The sequence below is a fragment of the Phycicoccus sp. M110.8 genome (assembly GCF_032464895.1).
GTDB lineage: Bacteria > Actinomycetota > Actinomycetes > Actinomycetales > Dermatophilaceae > Pedococcus.
Genome location: NZ_JAWDIC010000001.1, coordinates 259778 through 283787, shown reverse-complemented (window position 1 = coordinate 283787; position 24010 = coordinate 259778). Strand labels below are relative to the sequence as shown.

Sequence of the window (24010 nt, the reverse complement as noted above, 5' to 3'; positions counted from 1 at the left end):
AGCACGTCCCGACCGGGCGTCCGGGGGCCCGCAGCCGGTCGCTGCCGGGCTGGGGCGGGGAGGTTCGGGAAGCCGTCGCGAGGGGGTTCAGGCGCGCTCGTAGGCGACCCAGCTGAACCCGTCGCGGCGCTCGCGGCTCACCTCTCGCCACGCGGCGCGGTCGATCGTGGGGAAGGTGACGTCGCCGTCGGGGGCCTGGTCGACCTCGGTGATGAGCAGCCGGCGCGCGAACGGCATCGCCTCGGCGTAGACCTGCCCGCCACCGCACACGAACACCTCGTCGGCGGGACCCGCCAGGGCGAGGGCCTCGCTCAGCGAGTGGGCGGTCTCGACGTCGGCGTGCGACCAGTCGGGCTGGCGGGTGATGACGATGGTCCGGCGGCCGGGCAGCACCCGGCCGATGGAGTCGAACGTCTTGCGCCCCATCACCATCGGGTGGCCCATGGTCGTCCGCTTGAAGAACGCGAAGTCCTCCGGGAGGTGCCAGGGCATGTCGTTGTCGGCGCCGATGACGCCGTTGCGCCCGACCGCCGCGATGAGCGTCACCTGGGTCATACGGCGATCGGCGCCTTGATCGAGGGGTGCGCCTCGTACCCGACGAGCTCGAAGTCGCCGAGGTCGTAGTCGTCGATCGAGGCGTGGGGCGTGATCCGCATGGTCGGCAGGGGGAGCGGCTCACGGGTCAGCTGCAGCCGGGCCTGCTCGAAGTGGTTGGAGTACAGGTGGGCGTCGCCGAGGGTGTGCACGAACTCGCCCGGCTCGAGGTCGGTGAGCTGGGCGACGACCATCGTGAGCAGGGCGTACGACGCGATGTTGAACGGGACGCCGAGGAAGATGTCCGCCGACCGCTGGTAGAGCTGGCACGACAGCCGCGCTCGGCGCCCCTCGGTCGCGGGCGTGACGTAGAACTGGAACATCGTGTGGCACGGCGGCAGGGCCATGTCGTCGACGTCGGCGACGTTCCAGGCGCTGACGATGTGGCGCCGGCTGTCGGGGTTGGTGCGGATCGACTCGATGACCTTGGCGATCTGGTCGACGTGCCGGCCGTCGGGCGTCGGCCACGACCGCCACTGGTAGCCGTAGACCGGTCCGAGGTCGCCGTTCTCGTCGGCCCACTCGTCCCAGATCGTGATGCCGCGCTCCTGCAGCCAGCGGACGTTGGAGTCGCCGCGCAGGAACCAGATGAGCTCGCCGATGATCGACTTGAGGTGCAGCTTCTTGGTCGTCAGGACCGGGAAGCCCTCGGCCAGGTCGAACCGCATCTGGTAGCCGAAGACCGAGCGCGTGCCCGTGCCCGTGCGGTCGGACTTGTCCACCCCGGTGGTGAGGACGTGGTCGAGGAGGTCAAGGTACTGCTGCACGCTCGAAGGGTATCCCGGAGCGGTACCGGGCCGAGGGAACGGCGCGGGAGCGCCAGCCGGCGCCGGGTTCCCGCCGTTCTCGGGTCGTGGGTGCGGCGCCGGGACGGGAGCGGACCGCCCGGGGCGATAGCCTGCAGGCATGAGCACGCACAGCCCGTTCGGCCGCCTCCTGACGGCCATGGTCAGCCCGATGCGCCCGGACGGCAGCCTCGACGAGGAGGGCACGCGCCGGCTCGCGACCCACCTCCTCGACACCGGCCACGACGGCATCGTCGTCAACGGGACGACGGGGGAGTCGGCCACCCTGAGCGAGGACGAGAGCATCGCCATGGTGCGACTCGTCGCCGAGACCGTGGGCGACCGTGCCCAGGTGGTGGCCGGGGTCGGGTCGAACAACACCGCCCACAGCGTCGAGATGGCCCACCGAGCCCAGGAGGCCGGGGCCACCGGCCTGCTGCTCGTCAGCCCCTACTACAACAAGCCGACCCAGCCCGGCCTCGTCGCCCACTGCAAGGCTGTCGCCGCCGCCACCGAGCTCCCGGTGATGCTCTACGACATCCCCGGCCGCACCGGCATACCGTTCACGACGGCCACCCTGGTCGAGCTGGCGCAGGTGCCGACCATCCGGGCGGTCAAGGACGCCAAGGGCAACGCGTTCGAGACGAGCAAGGTCCTCGCCGCGACCGACCTGCTCTACTTCTCCGGCGACGACGCGACCACGCTGCCGTGGCTGGCGCTCGGGGCGATCGGCACCGTGAGCGTCGTGGGCCACGTGGCGGGCCGTGAGTATGCCGCGATGCTGGCCGCCGTCGACGCCGGCGACCTGGCCGCTGCGCGCGAGGTGCACGAGCGGCTGATCCCGGCGGTGGAGGCGATCATGACGCCGTCGCAGGGCGCGATCATGGCCAAGGCGGCCCTCGTCGAGCTCGGGGTGATCGAGCACGCGACGGTCCGGCTGCCACTCGTCGAGTCGCCACCGGAGCACCTCGAGGCGCTGCGCGCCGGTCTCAAGGAGTCGGGTCTGCTGTGAGCCACCCCCACCCCGAGCTGACCGCACCCGCTCCGCTCGTCGACGGCGGCGTGCGCATCGTCGCCCTCGGCGGCCTCGGCGAGGTCGGCCGCAACATGGCCGTCATCGAGCACGCCGGGCAGCTGCTCGTCATCGACTGCGGCGTGCTCTTCCCCGAGGACCACCACCCGGGCGTCGACCTGATCCTGCCCGACTTCGAGTACATCGAGGACCGCCTCGACGACATCCAGGCGATCGTGCTCACCCACGGTCACGAGGACCACATCGGCGCGGTCCCGTACCTGCTCAGGCGCAAGCCCGACATCCCGCTGGTCGGCTCGATGCTCACCCTCGCGCTGGTCGAGGCCAAGCTCAAGGAGCACCGGATCACGCCGTACACGCTCGGCGTCAAGGAGGGGATGCGCGAGCGGCTCGGCGTCTTCGACTGCGAGTTCGTGGCCGTCAACCACTCGATCCCCGACGCGCTGGCCGTCTTCGTGCGCACGCCGGGCGGGACGATCCTGCACACCGGCGACTTCAAGATGGACCAGCTGCCGCTGGACCGCCGCCTCACCGACCTGCGGGCGTTCGCCCGGCTGGGGGAGGAGGGCGTGGACCTGTTCATGACCGACTCGACCAACGCCGAGGTGCCCGGGTTCACCACGCCCGAGCGCGACATCGCGCCGGCGATCGACAAGGTCTTCCGGCACGCCGAGCGCCGCATCATCGTCGCCTGCTTCTCCTCGCACGTGCACCGGGTCCAGCAGGTCCTCGACGCCGCGGAGAAGTCCGGGCGCAAGGTCGCGATGGTCGGGCGGTCGATGATCCGCAACATGGGCATCGCCGCGGACCTCGGCTACCTGCACGTCCCCGACAACGTGCTCGTCGACGTCAAGAAGCTCGACGACCTGCCCGACGACCGGGTGGTCCTCATCTGCACCGGGTCGCAGGGCGAGCCCATGGCGGCGCTGTCCCGCATGGCCAACCGCGACCACCGGATCGACGTCGGCGAGGGCGACACCGTGCTGCTCGCGTCGTCGCTCATCCCCGGCAACGAGAACGCCGTCTACCGCGTCATCAACGGCCTCATGCGCCTGGGCGCGAACGTCGTGCACAAGGGCAACGCCAAGGTGCACGTCTCGGGCCACGCCAGCGCCGGCGAGCTGCTCTACTGCTACAACATCGTCAAGCCCCGCAACGTCATGCCGGTGCACGGCGAGTGGCGCCACCTCGTGGCCAACGCCGCCCTCGCCGAGCAGACCGGAGTCGACCGCGACAACATCGTCGTGGCCGAGGACGGCGTGGTCGTCGACCTCGTCGACGGCCGGGCCCGGATCGTCGGCGCCGTCCCGTGCGGCTACACCTATGTCGACGGGTCGTCGGTGGGCGAGTTCGACGAGGCGCTGCTCAAGGACCGGCGCATCCTGCGCGACGAGGGCTTCATCTCGGTCATCGTCGTCATGGACGCCGCCACCGGGAAGATCGCGGCCGGCCCCGAGATCCAGGCCCGCGGCTTCGCCGAGGACGACGAGATCTTCAACCAGGTGCGGCCCAAGATCGAGCAGGCGCTGGCAGAGGCGACCGGCAAGGGCGTCACCGAGTCCTACCAGCTCGAGCAGGTCATGCGCCGGGCGGTCGGCAGCTGGGTCGGTGGCAAGATCCGCCGTCGCCCGATGATCATCCCCGTCGTCATCCAGGCCTGACCCACGCCGGGCCCCGCTCGCGCGCGGCCCGGCAGCACCCGGAATACCCACGCACAACGGCGGTTGCTCGGCAACCCGCGGGACAACAACCCGCGGGAAGCCGGGCAACCGCCGTTTTGCGGTGGAGGCGGGTGTGCCGGGTGGCCCGGCACGGTGCGGCGGTGCCGGCTGACCGGCTACCAGGGGCGGGCGACGTCGAGGGCGCGCGGGTCCACGACCGGGGCCCAACCCGACGGGCCGTGCACGTACTCGGCGGCCGGACCGTCGGCAGCGAGCTCGGCGACCGCCGACAGCAGCCGCTCGACGTGCTCGGCCGTGGTCGCCAGGCCGACGCTCGCCCGCACCGCGGTCGTCGGCGCCTCCTCGTCCACGTCGTCGAGCAGCGCGTCGACGCACAGGTGCGCGCAGAACTTGCCGTCGCGCACCCCGATGCCGTGCTCGGCCGACAGTGCCGTGGACACCAGCGAGGAGTCGAGCCCGTCGACGGTGAACGTCGCGACGGCCACCCGGTCGTGGTCGGGACCGAAGATCGAGTACGCCTGCACGCCCTCGATCGCGGCCAGGCCCTCGAGCAGCCGACGGCCGAGGGCGCGCTCGTGCGCCTCGACGGCGTCACGGTGGGCGCGCAGGGCCGAGCATGCCGCGGCGAGGGCGATGGCGCCGATGACGTTGGGGCTGCCCGCCTCGTGCCGGGCGGCGCCCCGCTGCCAGACGACACCGCGGTCGGTGACGGCCTTGGTGGCGCCGCCGCCGGCGAGGTAGGGAGCGGCGGCGTCCAGCCAGTCCGAGCGGCCCGCCAGGACGCCCGTGCCGAACGGCGCGTACAGCTTGTGCCCCGACAGCACGACCCAGTCGACGTCGAGCGCCGCGAGGTCGACCGCCCGGTGCGGGGCGTACTGGGCCGCGTCGAGGACGACCCGCGCGCCGCCCCGGCGGGCGATCCGCGCGAGCTCGGCGACGGGCCAGACCTCACCGGTGACGTTGGAGGCGCCCGCCAGGACGACGAGCCGGTGCCGGGCGGGGTGCTCGCGCAGGGCGGTGCGCAGCAGGACGGCGGCGTCGGCCGCGCTCCCGGGCACGGGCAGGCGGTGGGTGCGTCGGGCGGACCACGGCAGCAGCGCCGCGTGGTGCTCGGACTCGAAGACGAACACTGCCGTGTCGCGGGGCAGGCAGCGCGCGAGCAGGTTGAACGAGTCGGTGCTGTTACGGGTGAAGACGACCTCGTCGCCCTCGCGCGCACCCACGAAGGCCGCGACCTCGGCGCGCGCCTGCTCGTACCACGACGACGTCACGCGCGAGGCCCAGCCGTTGCCCCGGTGGACCGAGGAGTAGGTCCGCAGCGCGGTGTCGACGGCCTGCTTGACGCCGACCAGGGCCGGGGTGGACGCCGCGTGGTCGAAGTTCGCGTAGTCGACGACGCCGGTCAGCGTCGGTACCAGCAGCCGCTCGGACACGACGGCGGGGAGGGCGCCCGTCTCGCCGAGGGGGGCGAACTCGGTGGTCCGGACGTCCGGCACGGGTCGCAGGTGCTGGCTGCGGGCGTGCGCCAGCGGGGCGGTGCGTCGCGCGGTCGTCGTGTCCGCGTCACCGCGGGTCTGGTCGGTGGTCGCGATCGACATGCGAGGGCCTCCTGGGTCCGGTGGGACCCGGCGCTCGCGGGTCCGCGCTTGCCGGCAGCGGGCGCAGCCGGCCCGGTCGTCACCCGGAGCACCCCACCGCGGAGGAGGGTTGCTGGTCAGCGAGCCGGGGCTTGACGCTGACACTCATGACCTTGGTCGTCGACGGTAGCCGGGGCGAGCCGGTCCGGGCCACCGCTGCGGGGAGCTTCCCGCCATGCGAGACGTGCTGTCCGCTCCGTGGCCCCTGCGCCGGCGAACTCGTGGTCGGTTCGCCGGCGCAGGCCCCGCCAGACGCACGTTCAGGGTGCGCTGTTGAATGTTCGATGGGAAGTGTCTCGGCATCGAACTGGCCGATCGCGGTGGAGCTTCATCCGTTTGGAGGAGGCCGGAGTGGACATGTCGCCTCGGCCGGACGCAGAGGACGGACCCGCGAGAGAGATCACGGGTCCGTCCTCTGTCACTGGTGGACTAGCCCAGCCAGCCCACCACATCAATGACGACGTTGGCGCTCCGCTGGCTGTAGACCGCAATCTTGCCGTCCGAACCAACGCGCGCTATGACCTGGTTTGCGACCGTCTGACCGGTGAGGTAGTTGAGATTCGAGGCCGTGGGTAGCGAGGTTCCGCTGGGGTAGACCGTGGCGTAGCCGCTGCCGGTCGGCCCCGTCACCGTGACGTTGAGGACGACACCCGTGACCTTGAGGTCGTTGGGGATACCGCCTTGGCCGCGCATCTGGAACAGGCGGGGCACGCCAGCCGACAGCATGGGTCCCTGCGCGCCACGGGTGTCAGCGACACGAGCCGGGGTGATGCTGTTCATCCGTGCACCGGGACCCGGGTCCCCGCCCTGGTACCAGCCGACCACGTCGAGGATGACGTGCGTGGTGCCGCCGCTGTTGAAGACCATCACGTCACCCCCGGTGCCAAGGGGCATCGTGACGAGGTTCGGGACGTTCGCGCCAGGGGTGAAGTTGATGTTGCTGGCGGTCGGACGGCCCGACCCGGCGGGGTAGACCGTGAGGAACCCCGCCTTGGTCGGTGCCACCGCGGTCGCGTTCATCACCACCGCCGTCGCGCCGGCGGGCACGCCGCCCAGCCCGGCGACCTCGAACAGCCGGGCCTCGCCCGCACCCAGGGGTCTGGGCGCGACGCCGCCACCGCCGCGGGTGTCCGCGATCCGGGTCGGCGTGGTCGCAGGCGTGTACCGGGTGGCGCGCTGCAGCGCCCCGTTGGAGTAGTAGCCGACGACGTCCAGCAGCACGTGGGTCGAGCCGCTGAAGTTGAACATCGAGATCCGGCCGGAGCCGTCCACGGGAACCGTCGCGTGGTTCGCCACCGTCTGGCCGGCCGTGAAGTTGACCGTCGACACCGTGGGACGCGTCGTACCCGCCGGCCACAGGGTGAGGTAGGACGACTTGGTCGGCCCCGTCACGGTGGCGTTGAGGACCACCGCGCTGACCCCGGTCGACGGGACTCCGCTGAGGCCGCCGACCACGGACACGGTACGCGTTTGTCCGCTTCCCAGGGGTGACTTCTGGACCCGGGTGTCCAGGACCCGGTAGGGGGAGACGGCGGCGAACTCGCCCGCGGTGCTGCGGTCCCGGACGAACGACCCGACGGAAGACGTCGCGAGAGCGGCGCCCGAGGAGTCGAGAGCGGTAACGCGCCAATAGATCGCGGCATTGGGCCACTGGGGGGACAACTGGCCGGGCGCCCACGAGGTGAGGTCGGTCGTCAGGGACTCGATGTTGGCCGTGAAGCCTGAGTTGGTCGACGCCTCGACCCGGTAGCGCGTGGCTCCCGGCACCGAGGTCCAAGACAGCAGCAGGGTGCTGCTCTGGACGGTACTTCCCTGGGTGGGCGAGAGGAGCAGCGGCTTCGGCGCCTGCACGGTGAAGCTCGCCAGGGCCGTGTTGACCTCGGCCGACCAGGAACCACCGTTGCCGTTGATGTCGATCCGGCGCACTCGCCACCCATAGGAACCTGCGGGGAGGGCGGTGGTCGGAACGGCACTGCTCGAACGCGTCGTGATCGAGGCGACCCGGTTGGTCGGCGACAGGGCGTCACCGGGGTTCTTGTAGATCTCCACCTCGTACTTGGCCGAGTAGGACATTGCGTCCCAGCTCAGGAGCGGGGCCGACGGCGCGGAAGTTGCGTTGGTGGGCGTCAGACCGGTCGGTGGGGCCAACTTCTTCGAGAACGCGATGGGCGTGCTGAAGGTGAGCGGGTTGTTGGAGTTGTCGAATGCCTGCACTTGCCAGTACAGCGGGCCGTCCGGGTACGTCTTGAGGTCGGCCGTGTACTCGGTCTGGTCGACCCGCGGGCTGGTGTCGACGATCTGAGTGAAGTTGGCCGACGTGGAGATTTGCACGCGGTAGTACGCCGCCTCCTGACTCACGCCTTGGTCCTGGTTGGTGTACAGGTAGTCACGCCAAGCGAATCGCACCTCGCCGGTGGTCTCCTGGTAGCCGGCCAGCGGCGCCACGGTCTCGACGGCCGCCGACTGCTTACGAAAGGCGCGGGCCTGCGGGAAGACGCTGGTGTCGAATGTCCCGCAGTCGCTGGGGGTGATGCACGAGCGGACGTACCAGTACGTCGCCTGTCCGGCTTGGCTGTCGGGGAGCGACTCGCTCGGGGTGAACTCAGTGTGGACGGTCCGGAACTCGTGGGTGATGTTGGTGAAGTTGGGGTCGGTGGCGAGGTACAGGATGTAGAGGCCCGCGCCGGTAACCGGGTTCCAGCGGAAGGTCGGGGTGTCGTTCTCGACCGCGGTACATGACGCTGGCGGGCAGTTGGCCGGGGCCGTGAGCGTGGCGCCCGGCAGGGTGTCGATGTGGAAGGTACCCATCGGGGAGTCCCCGATCTTGCCGCTTGCGCCGATGGCCCGGACGAAGTAGTCGTAGTCGCCGGTCGACAACAGGCGGCCGAGGCTCGTGGACTGGCTGCCGGTGAAGGCGTATCCGGTCGCGTTGGTGCCGTTCGATGTGTTTGACGTCACCACTGAGAACGAGTTGGCGCCGGACTTGGAGTACCAGACCTGGTACGCCGTGGCCCCGATCACCGACGGCCACTGCATTAGAGGCGGGAGGTAAGGCTTAATCGTCGTCGTCGTGACCGGTGCGGGCGTGGACGCCTGGCCGGTGGGGCGGTTCCACGTGAACACGCGGGTCGGGCCGATGCGCGTGGGGTACCCGTCGGTGTAGTTCGTGTTGTTGTTGTCCTCCACGCCCTGGACCGTCCAGGCCCACGACGGGCACTTGGGGTCGAGTGTCTCGGGGACGTATTTGACGTTGTAGGTGAACGCCGTCACGGTGCCGCAGGAGGTGTTGGCAGGCGGGTTGACCGGGGAGATGGTCACCTTGTACTGGCCCATGTTGCGCGCAGGTGTCCAGCTCAGGACGGGAAGCGTCACGGTGGCGCCGCCAGCGGGGGAGACCTGGTCGATGTTCGGGTCCTCGTACAGGAACGACCGCACCTCGGTGAAGACACCGTTGGTGGCAGGCTGCTCCGGTCCGTCCTGGGCGCGGACCCGCCAGTACACGACCACGCCCGGTCGCACGATGCGCTCGTTGACCTGGTTCACCGGCTGGCACGTCGTCGAGGTGTTCGGAACCATCCTCCAGAACGGCGTGAGGGAGGCGTGGTTGGTGAAGCAGCTGGCGACACGGCTGGGCGAGAACGCTGCGTCGGAGGAGAACTGCACCTCGTAGTGCGAGGCGCCCCGCTGTGGCGTCCACGACAGGCGCGGCTCGGTCTGGGCGTAGTCACCGTCGGCCGGGGAGAGGAGCGTCACCTGCGGGCTGGGCTTGGGCGCAGTCAGGGCACCGTTGGGCAGCGCCGCCTCAGCCGTCGAGGTCGCCGGCCAGCCGCGGGTGAACGTCCTAGTCTCCGACCATGGGCCGGGCTCGGCCACCTCCGAGGTGCTCATGGCGCGGACCCGCCAGTAGTACGCGCCGGCCGGGAGGTTGAGGTCCTCGCTAGTGTCGGTGTCGTTGTCGGAGAAGCGCGTGCCCACGACCTTGCGACCACGGGTGGGGTCAGCCTGGCCGACGTTGTTCTTGCCCATGACAACCGGATTGTTGAAGTTCGCATCCGGGCTGACCTGGACCTCGTAGTAGGCCGCGCCGGCCATCGGCTCCCAGTCGAGCTCGACGTGCTCGATCGTGGGGCTGTTGGTGCTAGGCGGCGACGTCAGGGTCACCGGGGTGGGACTCCAGCTCATCTGGTAGGAGCGTGGGGTTGACCACTGGCTGTAGACGTTGCTGTTGCTCTTGGAGCGCACCCGCCACCAGTAGGTCGTGCCGAAGACTGGCGGGGACGTGGGGGCGTAGCTGAGGTTGGTCGTCGCCACCGGGGCCGGCGCGCCAACGAAGAGCGAGTCGTCGTCGATCTGGATCTCGTAGCCCTTGGCCCCTGGCATCGCGTTCCACTGGAAGTACAGGGCGTCCTTCGGGTATACGAGGTTGGTGTTGTCATCCGGGGCGACCAGGACTGGGGCGTTGCGTGCGGCCTTGGTGAAGGTGGACGTGGAGAAGCCGCTGGCTTGAGAACTGGAGTCGAGGGCGCGGACGCGCCAGTAGTAGTCGCCTACTGGAAGGTCGTTCGGCGGCGTTGCTTTCGTGTTGGCGGTGGACGCCGAGAACGACAGTGTCCCGGAGAAGTCGGAGACGGGGGAGACCTGCACGTCGTAGCGCGCCGCACCGGGTACCGCGTTCCAGCCCAGCACCGGATTGTCCAGCGACGAGGCGCCCGACGTGGGTGACGTCAGGACCGGTGACGCCGGTGCAGCGCTGGCTGAGGACAGCGGCCCCAGCGGCGCCAGCAGCCCGGCGATGATGACGGCCGTTGCGACGGAGGCAAGTTTGCGCATGGAGTTCCCCTGCTTGAGGCGTGGTGGACGCGGCACGGGTCACCCCGACAGGACGTCCAGTGCAGCCGCAAGGTTCGCAAGTCGGACACGCGCGCGTGAGGGCCCGGGGCGAAGGATGGCCGAAAGATGTGCAGCCATCGGCCGTTCGGACCATGTCCTGCACCGGGTGCCGCCGCCACCCAGGAATCCATCCTGCGGCGCGTGTGACGCGTGTGTCCGATGTGACGGTCGCGTACCCTGCGGAGCATGGCGACACGTCCGTCCACCTCCACGCGCTCCTCGAGCGGCCGGGGCACCACGACCCGCCCGGCCAACCGGCGCGGGGCGGCACCGCGCACCGCTGCCGCCCGGGGCAAGGGCAACGCCGCCAAGGGCGGCGGCCTGCCGCTGCCGCTGCGGGCCCTGCGCGGCACGTGGATGGGCATGGCCCACGTCGCGGGCGGCGCGGTCCGCCGCGTCGGGACCAGCGCCCGTGACCTCGAGCCCGAGCACCGTCGCGACGGGTTCGGCTTCCTCCTCCTCGGCCTGGCGATCGTCGTCGCCGCCCGCGAGTGGTGGTCCTTCCAGGGTCCGGTCGGAGACGTCATCCACGCCGTCGTCGCCGGCACCTTCGGACGCGTCGCGTACGCCGTGCCGCTGGCCCTGCTCTTCCTGGGGGTCCGGCTGCTGCGCGCCCCGCAGGAGGACGCGGCGAACTCGCGCATCGGCATCGGCCTGGGCGCCCTCGCCTTCGCCGCCTCCGGCCTGACCCACGTCGCCGCCGGGGTGCCCGAGCCTCCGCAGGGGGCCGACGCCATGCGTGACGGCGGCGGGATCATCGGCTTCCTCGCGTCCAGCCCGCTCGAGGCCGCGGTCTCCGTCTACGGCACGGTGCCGATCCTGCTCATGCTGGGCTTCTTCGGCGTGCTCGTCATGACCGCCACCCCGGTCCACATGATCCCCGAGCGGCTCGCCGAGCTGCGCGACCACCTGCTGCACCGCGAGCACCGCGAGGAGCCCGTGGCCGAGCCGGTCGCCGAGAAGCCGCGCCGCCGGCGCCGGCCCGAACCCGAGGGCCCCCTGGAGGGGGACGAGGCGTTCGAGCAGGCCGCGCTCGTCGACAAGGACGGCAAGCGGCTGCGCCCCGGGCAGAAGCGACCCACGGCCCCGGGCGTCCTGCCCCCGGCCGGTGACAAGACGCCCGGCGCGGCCGCGCAGAGCCCCGCCGTCGAGGTCAAGGCGCCCCTGGAGGCGCCTCCCACCACGCCGCTGCCGCAGCGGGTGGAGCAGCTGGCGCTCGCCGGCGACGTCACCTACACGCTGCCCGACAACGCCATCCTCGAGCCCGGTTCGCCGCACAAGACCCGCAGCGCCGCCAACGACCGCGTCGTCGAGGCGCTGACCCAGGTCATGGAGCAGTTCGACATCGACGCCCAGGTCACCGGCTTCACGCGCGGCCCGACCGTGACCCGGTACGAGGTCGAGCTCGGCCGCGGCACCAAGGTCGAGCGCGTCACCGCGCTGTCCAAGAACATCGCGTATGCCGTGGCCTCCGCGGACGTGCGCATCCTGTCGCCGATCCCCGGCAAGTCCGCGATCGGCATCGAGATCCCCAACACCGACCGCGAGAAGGTCAGCCTCGGCGACGTCCTGCGCAGCCAGGCGGCGCGCAGCAACGAGCACCCGATGGTCATGGGCGTCGGCAAGGACGTCGAGGGCGGCTACGTCGTGGCCAACCTCGCGAAGATGCCGCACCTGCTCGTCGCGGGTGCGACCGGCGCCGGCAAGTCCTCCTTCGTCAACTCGATGATCACCTCGATCCTCATGCGCTCCACCCCGGACGAGGTGCGCATGGTCCTCGTCGACCCCAAGCGCGTCGAGCTCAACGGCTACGAGGGCATCCCGCACCTCATCACGCCGATCATCACGAACCCGAAGAAGGCCGCCGAGGCGCTGCAGTGGGTCGTGCGCGAGATGGACACGCGCTACGACGACCTCGCGCAGTTCGGGTACAAGCACGTCGACGACTTCAACAAGGCGGTCAAGTCCGGCAAGGTCAAGCCGCTGCCGGGCAGCGAGCGTGTCATCCAGCCGTACCCCTACCTGCTGGTCATCGTCGACGAGCTCGCCGACCTCATGATGGTCGCCCCGCGCGACGTCGAGGAGTCGATCGTCCGCATCACCCAGCTCGCCCGGGCCGCCGGCATCCACCTCGTGCTGGCCACGCAGCGCCCGTCCGTCGACGTCGTCACCGGCCTCATCAAGGCGAACGTGCCGAGCCGCATGGCCTTCGCGACCTCGAGCCTCGCCGACAGCCGGGTCGTGCTCGACCAGCCCGGCGCCGAGAAGCTCATCGGCCAGGGTGACGCGCTGTTCCTGCCCATGGGCGCCAGCAAGCCGATGCGCGTCCAGGGCGCCTGGGTCACCGAGTCGGAGATCCAGCAGGTCGTCAAGCACGTGACCGACCAGCTCAAGCCCAACTACCGCGACGACGTCACGGTCGTGGCGGCCAAGAAGCAGGTCGACGACGACATCGGCGACGACCTCGACCTGCTGCTGCAGGCGACCGAGCTCGTCGTCACGACGCAGTTCGGCTCGACCTCGATGCTCCAGCGCAAGCTGCGGGTCGGCTTCGCCAAGGCGGGGCGGCTCATGGACCTGCTCGAGTCCCGCGGTGTCGTGGGCCCCTCCGAGGGCTCCAAGGCGCGCGACGTGCTCGTCAAGCCCGACGACCTGCCGACCACGCTGGCGCTCATGCGCGGGGAGGACGTGCCGGACCCCGAGCCGGTCTTCGACGTGGACGCCGATGACGGCGCGGACTCGACGGGCGAGGTCCCCACGCAGGCGTATGCCGCGGACCCGCGGTACGCGAACGACCCTGTCGCGGCGCAGTTCGCCGGGGTCGAGGAGGTCGAGGAGTCGCAGGACGCCTGGGAGCTCACCGGCCGGGACTGAGGTCGGACGTGGACCGGCGGGCACGGTCCTTGATTGCGCTCACGACGTCGGTCTTGGCCTCGGCGTAGGCGTTCATGTCAGCCCAGTCCTGATCGACCAGGGCGCGCTTGGTGTCCTCGTAGAGCCGGCGGTCGGCCGGGCCCGCGCGGAGGCGGTCACGGAACAGCAGGTAGTCGGCGGCCGCCTGGTCGCCGACCTCGAGCAGGTGCACGTGCACGTCGCGGGCGGGGGTCCTGACCAAGCGGTGCCCCGGCTCGCGGACACGGAGCTGGTAGCCGGCGTCCAGCAGGAGGTCGACGTGGTCCTCCTCGGCGGTGATGTCCTCGACCGTGACGAGGACGTCGATGATCGGCTTCGCAGCCAGACCGGGCACCGAGGTGGAGCCGATGTGCTCCACCTGCACGGCCGCTGGGCCGAGCGCCCGGCGGATGCGCTCCTCGTGCTCGGCGTAGGTCCGTGGCCACGCGGGGTCGTGGTCCACGATGACCAGGGAGCGCTTCTCGACGCCGCCCACCAACTCCACGGTGGTGACGTCGGGGCGGCGGTGTCGTCGGGCTGCTGTCACCGGTCCAGTCTGACCGATCGGTCGAGCGCGGTGCCCGCGGCGGCCGGCCAGTGCGCGAGACGGAGGCCGTCTCCGGAATGGATCGGGGCCTCCGTGTCGTTGCGCCCCCTGTGACCGCAGCGCCCGACACCCTGACCGACGCCGCCCCCGACCCGACCGTCGCCCCGACCCTGGACCCGACTCTCGACCCGACCCTTGGCGGGGCCGTCGTCGACGGCCGGCAGGTCGACGAGCCGCCCACGGGCCCGGCATACGTCCGCTTCGTGCTCGTCCTCGGCGCCCTCATCGCCATCGGGCCGCTCACGATCGACACCTACCTGCCGGCGCTGCCGTCCATCACGCGCGACCTGTCGGCGTCGGAACCGGCGGTGCAGGCCACGCTCACCGGCATCCTGCTCGGGATGGGCCTGGGCCAGCTCCTCGTCGGGCCGCTCTCGGACGCGGTGGGCCGCCGCCGCCCGCTGATCGCGGGCATCGCCCTGCACATCGGTGCGTCGCTGTTCTCGGCGTTCGCCCCGACGATCCAGCTCCTCACCGTGGGACGCGTGCTGCAGGGCCTCGGCAACGCCTCGGTGGCCGTCGTCTCGATGGCGATCGTCAGGGACCGCTTCGAGGGCAACGCCGCGGCGACCATGCTCTCCCGGCTGATGCTGGTCATGGGGCTCGCGCCGGTGCTCGCGCCCACGCTCGGCGGGGCGATCCTGCAGCGGACGTCCTGGCGCGGGGTGTTCGTGCTGCTCGCGATCGCGGGTGTCGTGCTGGTGACGATCGCCGCGCTGGCGCTGCGCGAGACGCTCCCGCAGGAGCGGCGGCGGCCCCTGGCGGCGCGCGAGGTGCTGCGCACCTACGGCTCCCTGCTGCGCGACCGCACCTTCATCGGGCTCACGCTCATCAGCGGCCTGATGTTCGCGACGCTCTTCTCCTACATCGGCGGCTCGTCCTTCGTGCTGCAGGACATCTACGGCCTCACGGTCGCGCAGTTCGGGCTCGCGTTCGGGCTCAACTCGATCGGCTTCCTGTCCGGCTCACAGCTCAACCCGGTGCTGCTGCGCCGGTTCGAGCCCCAGGTGCTGGTGCGGGTCGGCGTCGGCATCGCGACGGTCGCAGCCCTGGTCCTGCTCGCCGCCGCGGCGACCGGCGTCGGCGGGCTGGTCAGCGTGCTGGTGCCGCTGTGGTTCATCCTCTTCGCCTGCGGGCTGACGCTGCCCAACACCCCTGCGCTCGCCCTGACCCGCCACGGCGAGGCCGCCGGCACCGCGGCGGCGATGCTCGGCGCGGCGCAGTTCGTCATCGGCGGCGCGGCCGCACCGGTGATCGGGCTGCTCGGCTCCGGCTCGGCCGTGCCGATGGCCCTGGTCATGGCAGTCACCGCCACCCTGGCGGCCGTGACCGGCGCCCTGACGCTGCGCGGGCGGCTCACCCCGGCTGACGCCCAGCACCTCAGCGCCTGACCGCCAGCGGTCCCGTCAGCGGCTGACGCCCAGCAGCCCCGACAGCTGGTCGGCCAGGAGGACGGCGACCCGGCGCTGCTGCAGCGTCGGACGGGAGACCCGTGAGGCCGCGGTGAGCGCGAAGTAGCCGCGCTGCCGCCCGCCGCCCTGCACGGGCAGCAGGACCACCTCGTCGATGGGCAGGCCGCTGCGGTCGACGTCGAGGGCGACCCCCGACCGGGTCACCGAACCGTCCCTGCCCAGCACCGGGCCGCCGGGGAGGTGCTCCGAGGCGCGGTACTCGCACGCGTCGAGCTGCAGCACGTCGCGGATCCGGGCGGCCACCGCCGCGGTGACCGGGGAGTCGCCCTGGCCCGGTGCCGCGACGGCCTCCGCCGTGGCCATGACGCCGTCGAGGTAGCCACGCTCGCGCCCCAGCTCGGCGCGCTGGCGCTGGCCCCAGAGCGCGAGCTCGTTGACGGCGAACCCGACGAGCAGCAGCAGGACGGCGACCTGCACGTCCTCGGCGTCGTGGATCGCCAGGCTCTCGTAGGGCTGGGTGAGGAAGTAGTCGAAGCCGACCGCGCTGGAGACCGACGCGCTGAGACCGGCCGACCGCAGGCCGGTCGCCGACGCCGCCACGATGAGCAGGGCCAGCGCGACGACCGCGCTCGCGTCGGGCACGGGTCGCCCGGTCACGGCCAGGAGGGCGCACAGGGCGAAGGGGACCACGGCGGCCACCGCCGCGACCAGCGTCCGTCGCCTGGAGAGGAGCTCGTCGATCTGCACACCACCATGACGCTCCCCGATCTCGTTGCCGGTCAAGGGTCTTGATGCCTTCCTGATGCCGCAGGGCGCCCCTCGTCCCGGCGGGCCGTCAAGATCGCGTCAACGGCCGTCAGCACGCCGTCAAGGGCCCGGCCGGTGGGCTCGGGCAGTCCTTGACTGGCTGCGTGATCGAGAACCTCGTGGCCGGAATCGTCGGCACCGCCCTCCTCGCGTACCTCGTCTACGCGCTCGTCCGCCCGGAGCGCTTCTGATGTCGGACGCCGTCAGCGGCCTGCCGACCATCGCCCTGCTCGTCGCCCTCCTCGCCGTCGCCTACCACCCCTTGGGGGCGTGGATGGCGCGCGTCTTCACGGACACGCGCCACTGGCGGGTCGAGCGGCTCGTCTACCGCGTGGTGCGGGTCGAGCCCGACTCGCAGCAGGGCTGGCGGGCGTACGCGACGAGCGTCATGGCCTTCTCGGTGGTCGGCATCGTGGCCCTCTTCGCCCTCGTCGTCGCCCAGACCCACCTGCCGCTGCGCCAGGGCGCGGCCGGCATGGGCCTGACGACCGCTGTGAACACCGCCATCTCGTTCGTCACCAACACCAATTGGCAGTCGTATGCCGGTGAGGTGGGCGCGACGCCGGTCCTGCAGACCCTGGGGCTGACCGTCCAGAACTTCGTGTCGGCCGCGGTCGGGCTCGCGGTCGCCGTCGCGCTCATCCGGGCCCTGACCCGCCAGGCCGGACACGACCTCGGCAACTTCTGGGTCGACTTCGTGCGCGGTGTCGTCCGTGTCCTCCTGCCGCTGTCGTTCGTCGCGGCCGTCGTGCTGCTGGCCGGCGGAGTCGTGCAGAACCTCTCCAACCCAGCGACGGTGACCGGACCGTCCGGTGCGCACCAGGTCATCCGGGGGGGCCTGGTCGCCTCGCAGGAGGCGATCAAGGAGCTGGGCACCAACGGGGGCGGCTACTTCAACGCCAACTCCGCCCACCCGTTCGAGAACCCGAACGCCGTCACCAGCCTGCTCGAGGTCTTCCTGCTCCTGGTCGTCCCCTTCGCCCTGACCCGCACCTACGGCCTCATGGTCGGCGACCGCCGCCAGGGCTGGGCGCTCGGCGGATTCGCCGCCACGCTGTGGGGTGCCGGTGTCGCGCTCACGACCTGGGCGGAGGCACACGCCAGCAGCGCCGTCACCGGCTCGATGGAGGGCAAGGAGCAGCGCTTCGGCGTCTGGGCGTCGACCCTGTTCGCCGCCTCGACCACCAGCACCTCGACCGGCGCGGTCAACTCGATGCACGAGAGCTTCAGCCCCCTCGGTGGAGGCGTCGTGCTCACCAACATGGTCCTCGGCGAGGTCTCGCCCGGCGGCGTGGGCTCGGGCCTGTACGGGATCGTGGTCATCGCCCTGATCTCGGTCTTCGTCGCCGGGCTCATGGTCGGACGCACCCCCGAGTACCTCGGCAAGACGATCGGGCGACAGGAGATGACCTGCGCGGCGCTCTACGTTCTCGTGATGCCCGTGCTGGTCCTCGTCTTCGCGGGCCTGTCCCTGGCGGTGCCCGGCCCGCGGTCGGCGATGCTCGCCTCCGGACCCCACGGCCTCACGGAGGTGCTCTACGCCTACGCCTCGGCGGCCAACAACAACGGCAGCGCCTTCGCGGGCCTCGGCGCCGACACGCCCTGGTACAACCTGACGCTCGGCGCCTGCATGCTGCTCGGCCGGTTCGTGCCGCTGCTGCTCGTCCTGAGGCTCGCGGGCCTCCTGGCCGAGCAGCACCCCCGCCCGGCCACGGCAGGGACCATGCCCACCCACACCCCCCTGTTCGTCGGGCTGCTGACCGGCATCGCCGTCATCGTCGCCGGGCTCACGTTCTTCCCGGCGCTCGCCCTCGGTCCCGTCGCGGAGGCCCTGTCATGACCGTCCCCCTGTCCACCGTCGCTGCCCAGGCGTTCGCCAAGCTCGACCCGCGTCACCTCTGGCGTGCCCCCGTCATCTTCGTCGTCTGGGTCGGCTCCGTGCTCACCACCGTCCTGGCAGCCGTCCACCCCAGCACCTTCGCGTGGTCGGTGGCCCTGTGGCTGTGGGCGACAGTGCTCTTCGCGAATGCCGCGGAGGCCGTCGCCGAGGGCCGCGGCAAGGCGCAGGCGGCGAGCCTGCGGGCGGCCAAGCGCGAGACCACCGCGCGCCGCCGCCGCGACGACGGGACGGTCGAGACTGTGCCGGGGAGCGAGCTGTCCGTGGGCGACGTCGTCGTGGTGTCGGCCGGTGAGGTCGTGCCCGGTGACGGCGAGGTCGTCGAGGGCGTCGCCACCGTCGACGAGTCCGCCATCACGGGCGAGTCCGCGCCGGTCATCCGCGAGTCCGGTGGCGACCGCAGCGCCGTCACCGGTGGCACGACGGTGCTCTCCGACGAGGTGGTCGTGCGCATCACGACGCGCCCGGGGGAGAGCTTCATCGACCGGATGATCGCGCTCGTCGAGGGTGCCGAGCGGCAGAAGACCCCCAACGAGATCGCCCTGACGATCCTGCTGACCACGCTGACGATCGTCTTCCTCGTCACGGTGATGGCGATCCAGCCACTGGCCGCCTACTCCGGGCGCCCCCAGCCGGTCGTCGTCCTCGTGGCGCTGCTCGTCTGCCTCATCCCGACCACGATCGGCGCGCTGCTGTCGGCCATCGGCATCGCCGGCATGGACCGGCTCGTGCAGCGCAACGTGCTGGCCATGTCGGGTCGTGCGGTCGAGGCCGCCGGTGACGTGTCGACCCTGCTGCTCGACAAGACCGGCACCATCACGTTCGGCAACCGCCGCGCCACCGACCTGCGCCCGCTGTCCGGCACCGCTGCGCACGAGCTCGCGGACGCCGCACACCTGTCCTCGCTCGCCGACGCCACCCCCGAGGGGAAGTCCATCGTCGAGCTCGCCCACACGGCACACGGCATCGACGGTGCCCGCACGGCCGCCGTCCTGGGGCGCGAGGGTGCGCAGTTCGTCGAGTTCAGTGCGACGACGCGCATGTCGGGGGTGGACCTGCCCGACGGCACCCGCATCCGCAAGGGCGCGGGCTCGGCCGTCCGGGCGTGGGTCGAGGAGACGGGCGGCAGCGTGCCGCCCGAGGCGCAGGTCGTCGTCGACGCCATCAGCGGCGACGGCGGCACCCCGCTGGTCGTCGCGCGGCAGGTCGGCTCGCTGCCCGCGGTCGTCCTCGGGGTCGTGCACCTCAAGGACGTCGTCAAGCCGGGCATGCGCGAACGCTTCGACGTCATGCGGCGCATGGGAATCCGTACCGTGATGATCACCGGCGACAACGCCCTCACGGCCAAGTCGATCGCGGCCGAGGCCGGCGTCGACGACTTCCTGGCGGAGGCCACGCCCGAGGACAAGATGCGCCTCATCCGCGCCGAGCAGGAGGGCGGCCGGCTCGTCGCGATGACCGGCGACGGCACGAACGACGCGCCCGCGCTCGCCCAGGCCGACGTCGGCGTCGCGATGAACTCGGGCACGGCGGCGGCCAAGGAGGCCGGCAACATGGTCGACCTCGACTCCGACCCCACCAAGCTCATCGAGGTGGTCGAGATCGGCAAGCAGCTGCTCATCACCCGCGGAGCCCTGACGACGTTCTCGATCGCCAACGACGTCGCCAAGTACTTCGCGATCATCCCGGCGATGTTCGTCGGGCTCTTCCCCGGGCTCGATGCGCTCAACGTCATGCGGCTGCACTCGCCCGAGTCGGCCATGCTCTCGGCCGTCGTCTTCAACGCGCTCGTCATCGTCGCGCTGATCCCGTTGGCGCTCAGGGGGGTTCGCTACACGCCCTCGAGCGCGGCCGCCCTCCTGAGGCGCAACCTGCTCGTGTACGGGGTCGGTGGCGTCGTCGCACCCTTCGTCGGCATCAAGGCGATCGACCTGGTCGTCTCCCTCCTCCCCGGATTGGCCTGACCCATGACCTCCACCACCCGCCAGCTGCTCGCGTCCGCCCGGATGCTGCTCGCCCTCACCGCCCTGCTCGGCGTCCTCTACCCCGCGGCGGTGTGGGCAGTCGGCCGGGTCGCCTTCCCCGGGCAGGCCGACGGCTCGCTGGTCCGGCGCGACGGCGTCGTGGTCGGCTCGAGCCTGCTGGGGCAGGACTTCCGGGGCGACCGGTGGTTCACCGGGCGCCCGTCCACCAGCGCGTATGCCGGAGCCACCAGCGGCGGCTCGAACCTCGCAGCCTCCTCCGCCGACCAGGTCAGGGCGGTGCGCGAGCGCGCCGCCGCCTACCGGACGGCATACGGCACGGCTGCTCCTGCCGACGCGCTCACCGCCTCCGCGAGCGGGCTCGACCCGCACATCTCGCCCGCCAACGCACGCGCCCAGGTGCACCGCGTCGCGTCGGCTCGTGGGCTGCCCGACGCCACCGTCGCGCGGCTCGTGGAGCAGCACACCCAGGGGCGCGCGCTGGGCTTTCTCGGCGAGCCGCGGGTGGACGTGCTCCAGCTCAACCTCGCGTTGGAGACAATCGGCAGGTGAGCAGGGGAGTGCTGCGGGTCTACCTCGGCGCCGCACCGGGCGTCGGGAAGACCGTCGCCATGCTCTCGGAGGGCCACCGGCGGCGCGACCGGGGCACCGACGTCGTCATCGGCGTGTGCGAGAGCCACGGCCGCGCGTACACCGCGTCGCTCCTGGAGGGGCTCGAGGAGGTGCCCCGGCGTGCGGTCGAGCACCGCGGCGCCACGCTGACCGAGCTCGACGTGGCCGCCGTGGTCGCGCGGCGGCCCCAGGTCGTCCTGGTCGACGAGCTCGCCCACACCAACGTCCCCGGAAGCGCCCACGCCAAGCGGTGGGAGGACGTCGAGGACATCCTGGCCGCGGGGATCGACGTCATCTCGACGGTCAACATCCAGCACCTGGAGTCGCTCAACGACGTCGTCGAGTCGATCACCGGGGTGCGCCAGCAGGAGACCGTCCCCGACGACGTCGTGCGCGGTGCCGACCAGATCGAGCTCGTCGACATGTCGCCGCAGGCGCTGCGGCGCCGGCTGGCGCACGGCAACGTGTACGCCGCCGAGCGGGTCGACGCGGCCCTGGCCAACTACTTCCGCGAGGGCAACCTCACCGCCCTGCGCGAGCTGTCGCTGCTGTGGCTGGCCGACCGCGTCGAGGAGGGGCTCGACCGCTACCGCACCGACCGCGGCATCACCGAGCCGTGGCCGACGCGCGAGCGCGTCGTGGTGGCGCTCACCGGCGACGCCGAGGGCAGGACCCTCCTGCGCCGGGCCGCCCAGATCGCCTCGCGCGGTGCCGGCGGCGAGCTGCTCGCCGTCTACGTCACGCCGCCGGACGGGCTCGTCGACGCCAGGCTCGAGCAGCTCGACGAGCTGCGGCGGATGACCGTCGAGCTCGGCGGGACCTTCCACACCGTCAAGGGCGAGGACATCGCCACCGCGCTGCTCGACTTCGCGCGCGGGGTCAACGCGCGGCAGATCGTCATCGGGGCGTCGCGGCGCCGGCGCTGGCAGGAGGTGCTGTCACCGGGCGTGGGCCAGAAGGTCGTGGAAGGTGCCGGCGAGATCGACGTGCACCTCGTGACGCACGAGCTGACCCGGTCGGTGCGGGCCCCGTGGCGGTTCGGGCCCGAGCTCGGGCGCCGCCGCACGGCCCTCGGCTGGGCGCTCGCCGTCCTGGGCACGGCGGCCCTGACCGGGCTCCTGCATCTCACACCGGGCTGGCACGACCTGCCGCTGGAGGTCCTGCTCTTCCTGCTCCTCACCGTGGTCACGGCGCTGGTCGGCGGGGTCTGGCCGGCCGTGGCGGCCGCGGTCCTGGGCAGCACGACGATCAACTGGTTCTTCACCCCGCCCGTGCACACCCTCACCATCTCCGACCCGCAGAACCTCGTGGCGCTCGCGGTGTTCCTGCTCGTCGCCGTCGCGGTGTCCTCGGTGGTCCACGTCAGCGAGCGCCGGGCGGCCGCGGCGCGTGAGGCGCAGCGTGAGGCGGCGGCCCTGGCCACCTCGGCCGAGTCGCTGCTCGCCGAGCGCGACCAGCTGCCGGCGCTGCTGCGCCAGGTCGTGGACTTCTTCGGCGTGGGCTCGGCCGCAGTGGTCCGCCGGCCGACGGTCCGCGACCCGTGGCAGGTGCTCGCGTCGACCGCCACCTTCGACGTCGGTGCCGTCCGCGACGCCTCGGTGCGGGCCCCGGTCGACGACACGACCTCCCTGGTGCTGCTCGGCCGGGTCGTGTCCGCGCAGGACCGCCGGCTCGTGTCCGCGTTCGCCGAGCGGGCCGGTGCCATCCTGCGTCGTGACGAGCTCGTCCGGCTGGCCGACGCCGGCCGGGCGCTGGCCAAGGACAACCGCGCCCGGACGGCACTGCTGGCCGCCGTCTCGCACGACCTGCGCACGCCCCTGGCGAGCATCAAGGCGGCGGCGTCCAGCCTGCGGCAGCCGGACGTCGTCTTCGGCGAGGCGGACCGCGCCGACCTGCTCGAGACGATCGAGGAGTCGACCGACCGGCTCACCGGCCTGGTGACCAACCTGCTCGACATGTCGCGCCTGCAGAGCGGTGCCGTGGTGCCCCGCACCGGGCCGGTGCTGCTCGACGCGGCCGTCGCCACGGCGGCGGCGACCCTGCCGGAGGGGTCGCGGGTGCGGCTCACCGCGGACCCGGCCATGCCGGCGGCGCTCGCCGACCCGGGCCTGCTCGACCGGGTGCTCGCGAACGTGCTCGAGAACGCGCTGCGCCACTCCACGGGCGAGGTCGTCGTCGCACTGTCGGCGACGGCCGAGCGGGTGCTGCTGCGGGTGGTCGACCGTGGTGTCGGCGTGCCCGAGGGTGCCAAGGAGGCCATCTTCGCGCCGTTCCAGCGGTACGGCGACGCCCCGCGCGGCACAGGCGTCGGCCTCGGGCTCGCCGTGGCGCGTGGTCTCGTCGAGGCGATGGGCGGCACGATCGGCGCCGAGGACACCCCCGGCGGTGGGCTGACGGTGGTGCTCGAGCTGCCGCGGTCCCACGACGACGGGGAACCCGCGGGTGGCAGGGAGCCGGCGGGGCCGGGCGCTGACAGGATGGGCGCGTGAGCCGGGTCCTGGTCGTCGACGACGAGCCGCACCTGCTGCGCACCCTGGCGATCAACCTGCGCGCCCGCGACCACACCGTCGAGACCGCCGGCGACGGCCGCAGCGCCCTGCAGGCCCTGCACGACGGTGGTGCGGACGTCGTCATCCTCGACCTCGGCCTGCCGGACCTCGACGGCGTGGAGGTGCTGCGCCGCATCCGCGAGTCGTTCGACGTGCCGGTCATCGTGCTCTCGGCGCGCACCGACTCGGTCGACAAGGTCGAGGCGCTCGACCTCGGCGCCGACGACTACGTCACCAAGCCGTTCGCGATGGACGAGCTGCTCGCCCGCATCCGGGTCGCGCTGCGGCGGACCGAGGTCGGCTCGCCGTCGACGCTGCCGACCTTCCGCACCGCCCACTTCGAGCTCGACTTCGCCGAGCGCCGGGCCGTGGCCGGTGGCTCGGCGGTGCGACTGACTCCCACCGAGTGGAGCCTGCTGGAGGTGCTCGCCCGGCACGCCGGCCACCTGGTGCCCCAGCGCGACCTGCTCCGGGAGGTGTGGGGTCCCGGGTACGGCCGCGAGTCCAACTACCTGCGCGTCTACGCCAACCAGCTGCGTCGCAAGCTCGAGCCCGACCCCGCCGCGCCGCGCTACCTGCTCACCGAGCCCGGCCAGGGCTACCGCCTCGTCGACCCCGGCGCCTGACCCTC

At 71.9% G+C, this 24010-nt stretch carries 16 protein-coding genes and 1 riboswitch; of the genes, 10 read left to right on the top strand and 6 right to left on the bottom strand.

The window, feature by feature from the left end; all coding sequences use genetic code 11:
• Nucleotides 1-87 precede the first annotated feature (87 nt).
• A complete protein-coding gene (locus tag RKE38_RS01385; protein WP_316005673.1) occupies nt 88-555 on the bottom strand; it encodes a dihydrofolate reductase in 468 nt (155 codons plus the stop codon).
• A complete protein-coding gene (locus RKE38_RS01380) occupies nt 552-1361 on the bottom strand; it encodes a thymidylate synthase (protein WP_316005672.1) in 810 nt (269 codons plus the stop codon). Before RKE38_RS01380 ends, RKE38_RS01385 begins: the two co-directional genes overlap by 4 nt.
• A 139-nt stretch (nt 1362-1500) precedes the next feature.
• Between RKE38_RS01380 and dapA the strand changes: the two genes are divergently transcribed.
• Entirely contained in the window at nt 1501-2391 is an 891-nt protein-coding gene (dapA, locus tag RKE38_RS01375) for a 4-hydroxy-tetrahydrodipicolinate synthase (RefSeq protein WP_316005671.1), read from the top strand.
• On the top strand, nt 2388-4073 hold the full coding sequence (locus tag RKE38_RS01370) for a ribonuclease J (protein ID WP_316005670.1): 1686 nt from the start codon (nt 2388-2390) through the stop codon (nt 4071-4073). Before dapA ends, RKE38_RS01370 begins: the two co-directional genes overlap by 4 nt.
• 176 nt (nt 4074-4249) lie before the next feature.
• Here RKE38_RS01370 and RKE38_RS01365 read toward each other — a convergent pair whose 3' ends face one another.
• The gene (locus RKE38_RS01365) at nt 4250-5692 is read right to left on the bottom strand and encodes an aminotransferase class V-fold PLP-dependent enzyme (RefSeq protein ID WP_316005669.1); all 1443 of its coding nucleotides are present in this window, start codon (nt 5690-5692) and stop codon (nt 4250-4252) included.
• A gap of 39 nt (nt 5693-5731) precedes the next feature.
• A riboswitch (SAM riboswitch) is annotated at nt 5732-5844 on the bottom strand.
• Between the two features lie 316 nt (nt 5845-6160).
• Nucleotides 6161-10561 carry a hypothetical protein gene (locus RKE38_RS01360; protein WP_316005668.1) on the bottom strand — a complete coding sequence of 1467 codons (4401 nt, stop codon included), beginning with the start codon at nt 10559-10561 and terminating at the stop codon, nt 6161-6163.
• Nucleotides 10562-10807: 246 nt separating this feature from the next.
• On the opposite strand from RKE38_RS01360, the gene RKE38_RS01355 reads away from it, so the two are divergent.
• Nucleotides 10808-13495, top strand: coding sequence for an FtsK/SpoIIIE family DNA translocase (locus RKE38_RS01355; RefSeq protein ID WP_316005667.1), 2688 nt, complete (start codon nt 10808-10810; stop codon nt 13493-13495).
• Here RKE38_RS01355 and RKE38_RS01350 read toward each other — a convergent pair.
• Nucleotides 13479-14060 carry a GrpB family protein gene (locus RKE38_RS01350; RefSeq protein WP_316005666.1) on the bottom strand — a complete coding sequence of 194 codons (582 nt, stop codon included), beginning with the start codon at nt 14058-14060 and terminating at the stop codon, nt 13479-13481. The genes RKE38_RS01355 and RKE38_RS01350 overlap by 17 nt on opposite strands.
• Before the next feature lie 110 nt (nt 14061-14170).
• On the opposite strand from RKE38_RS01350, the gene RKE38_RS01345 reads away from it, so the two are divergent.
• Nucleotides 14171-15511 carry a multidrug effflux MFS transporter gene (locus RKE38_RS01345; RefSeq protein WP_316005665.1) on the top strand — a complete coding sequence of 447 codons (1341 nt, stop codon included), beginning with the start codon at nt 14171-14173 and terminating at the stop codon, nt 15509-15511.
• Between the two features lie 15 nt (nt 15512-15526).
• Here RKE38_RS01345 and RKE38_RS01340 read toward each other — a convergent pair whose 3' ends face one another.
• Nucleotides 15527-16315 carry a DUF4118 domain-containing protein gene (locus RKE38_RS01340; RefSeq protein ID WP_316005664.1) on the bottom strand — a complete coding sequence of 263 codons (789 nt, stop codon included), beginning with the start codon at nt 16313-16315 and terminating at the stop codon, nt 15527-15529.
• 116 nt (nt 16316-16431) lie between these two features.
• Here RKE38_RS01340 and kdpF point away from each other — a divergent pair, with 116 nt between their 5' ends.
• Genes kdpF through RKE38_RS01310 form a run of 6 tightly spaced genes read left to right on the top strand, consistent with a single transcriptional unit; the run spans nt 16432 to nt 24005 of the window.
• Entirely contained in the window at nt 16432-16530 is a 99-nt protein-coding gene (kdpF, locus tag RKE38_RS01335) for a K(+)-transporting ATPase subunit F (RefSeq protein ID WP_316005663.1), read from the top strand.
• On the top strand, nt 16530-18179 hold the full coding sequence (gene kdpA / locus RKE38_RS01330) for a potassium-transporting ATPase subunit KdpA (RefSeq protein WP_316005662.1): 1650 nt from the start codon (nt 16530-16532) through the stop codon (nt 18177-18179). The genes kdpF and kdpA overlap by 1 nt, the downstream gene beginning before the upstream one ends.
• Nucleotides 18176-20200 carry a potassium-transporting ATPase subunit KdpB gene (kdpB, locus tag RKE38_RS01325; protein WP_316005661.1) on the top strand — a complete coding sequence of 675 codons (2025 nt, stop codon included), beginning with the start codon at nt 18176-18178 and terminating at the stop codon, nt 20198-20200. The genes kdpA and kdpB overlap by 4 nt, the downstream gene beginning before the upstream one ends.
• A gap of 3 nt (nt 20201-20203) precedes the next feature.
• Nucleotides 20204-20770 carry a potassium-transporting ATPase subunit KdpC gene (gene kdpC / locus RKE38_RS01320; RefSeq protein ID WP_316005660.1) on the top strand — a complete coding sequence of 189 codons (567 nt, stop codon included), beginning with the start codon at nt 20204-20206 and terminating at the stop codon, nt 20768-20770.
• Nucleotides 20767-23319, top strand: a complete 2553-nt coding sequence (locus RKE38_RS01315; RefSeq protein ID WP_316005659.1) for a DUF4118 domain-containing protein — start codon at nt 20767-20769, stop codon at nt 23317-23319. Before kdpC ends, RKE38_RS01315 begins: the two co-directional genes overlap by 4 nt.
• Nucleotides 23316-24005 (top strand): response regulator transcription factor, encoded by a 690-nt coding sequence (locus RKE38_RS01310; protein ID WP_316005658.1) that lies wholly within the window; start codon nt 23316-23318, stop codon nt 24003-24005. Before RKE38_RS01315 ends, RKE38_RS01310 begins: the two co-directional genes overlap by 4 nt.
• Nucleotides 24006-24010 lie beyond the last annotated feature (5 nt).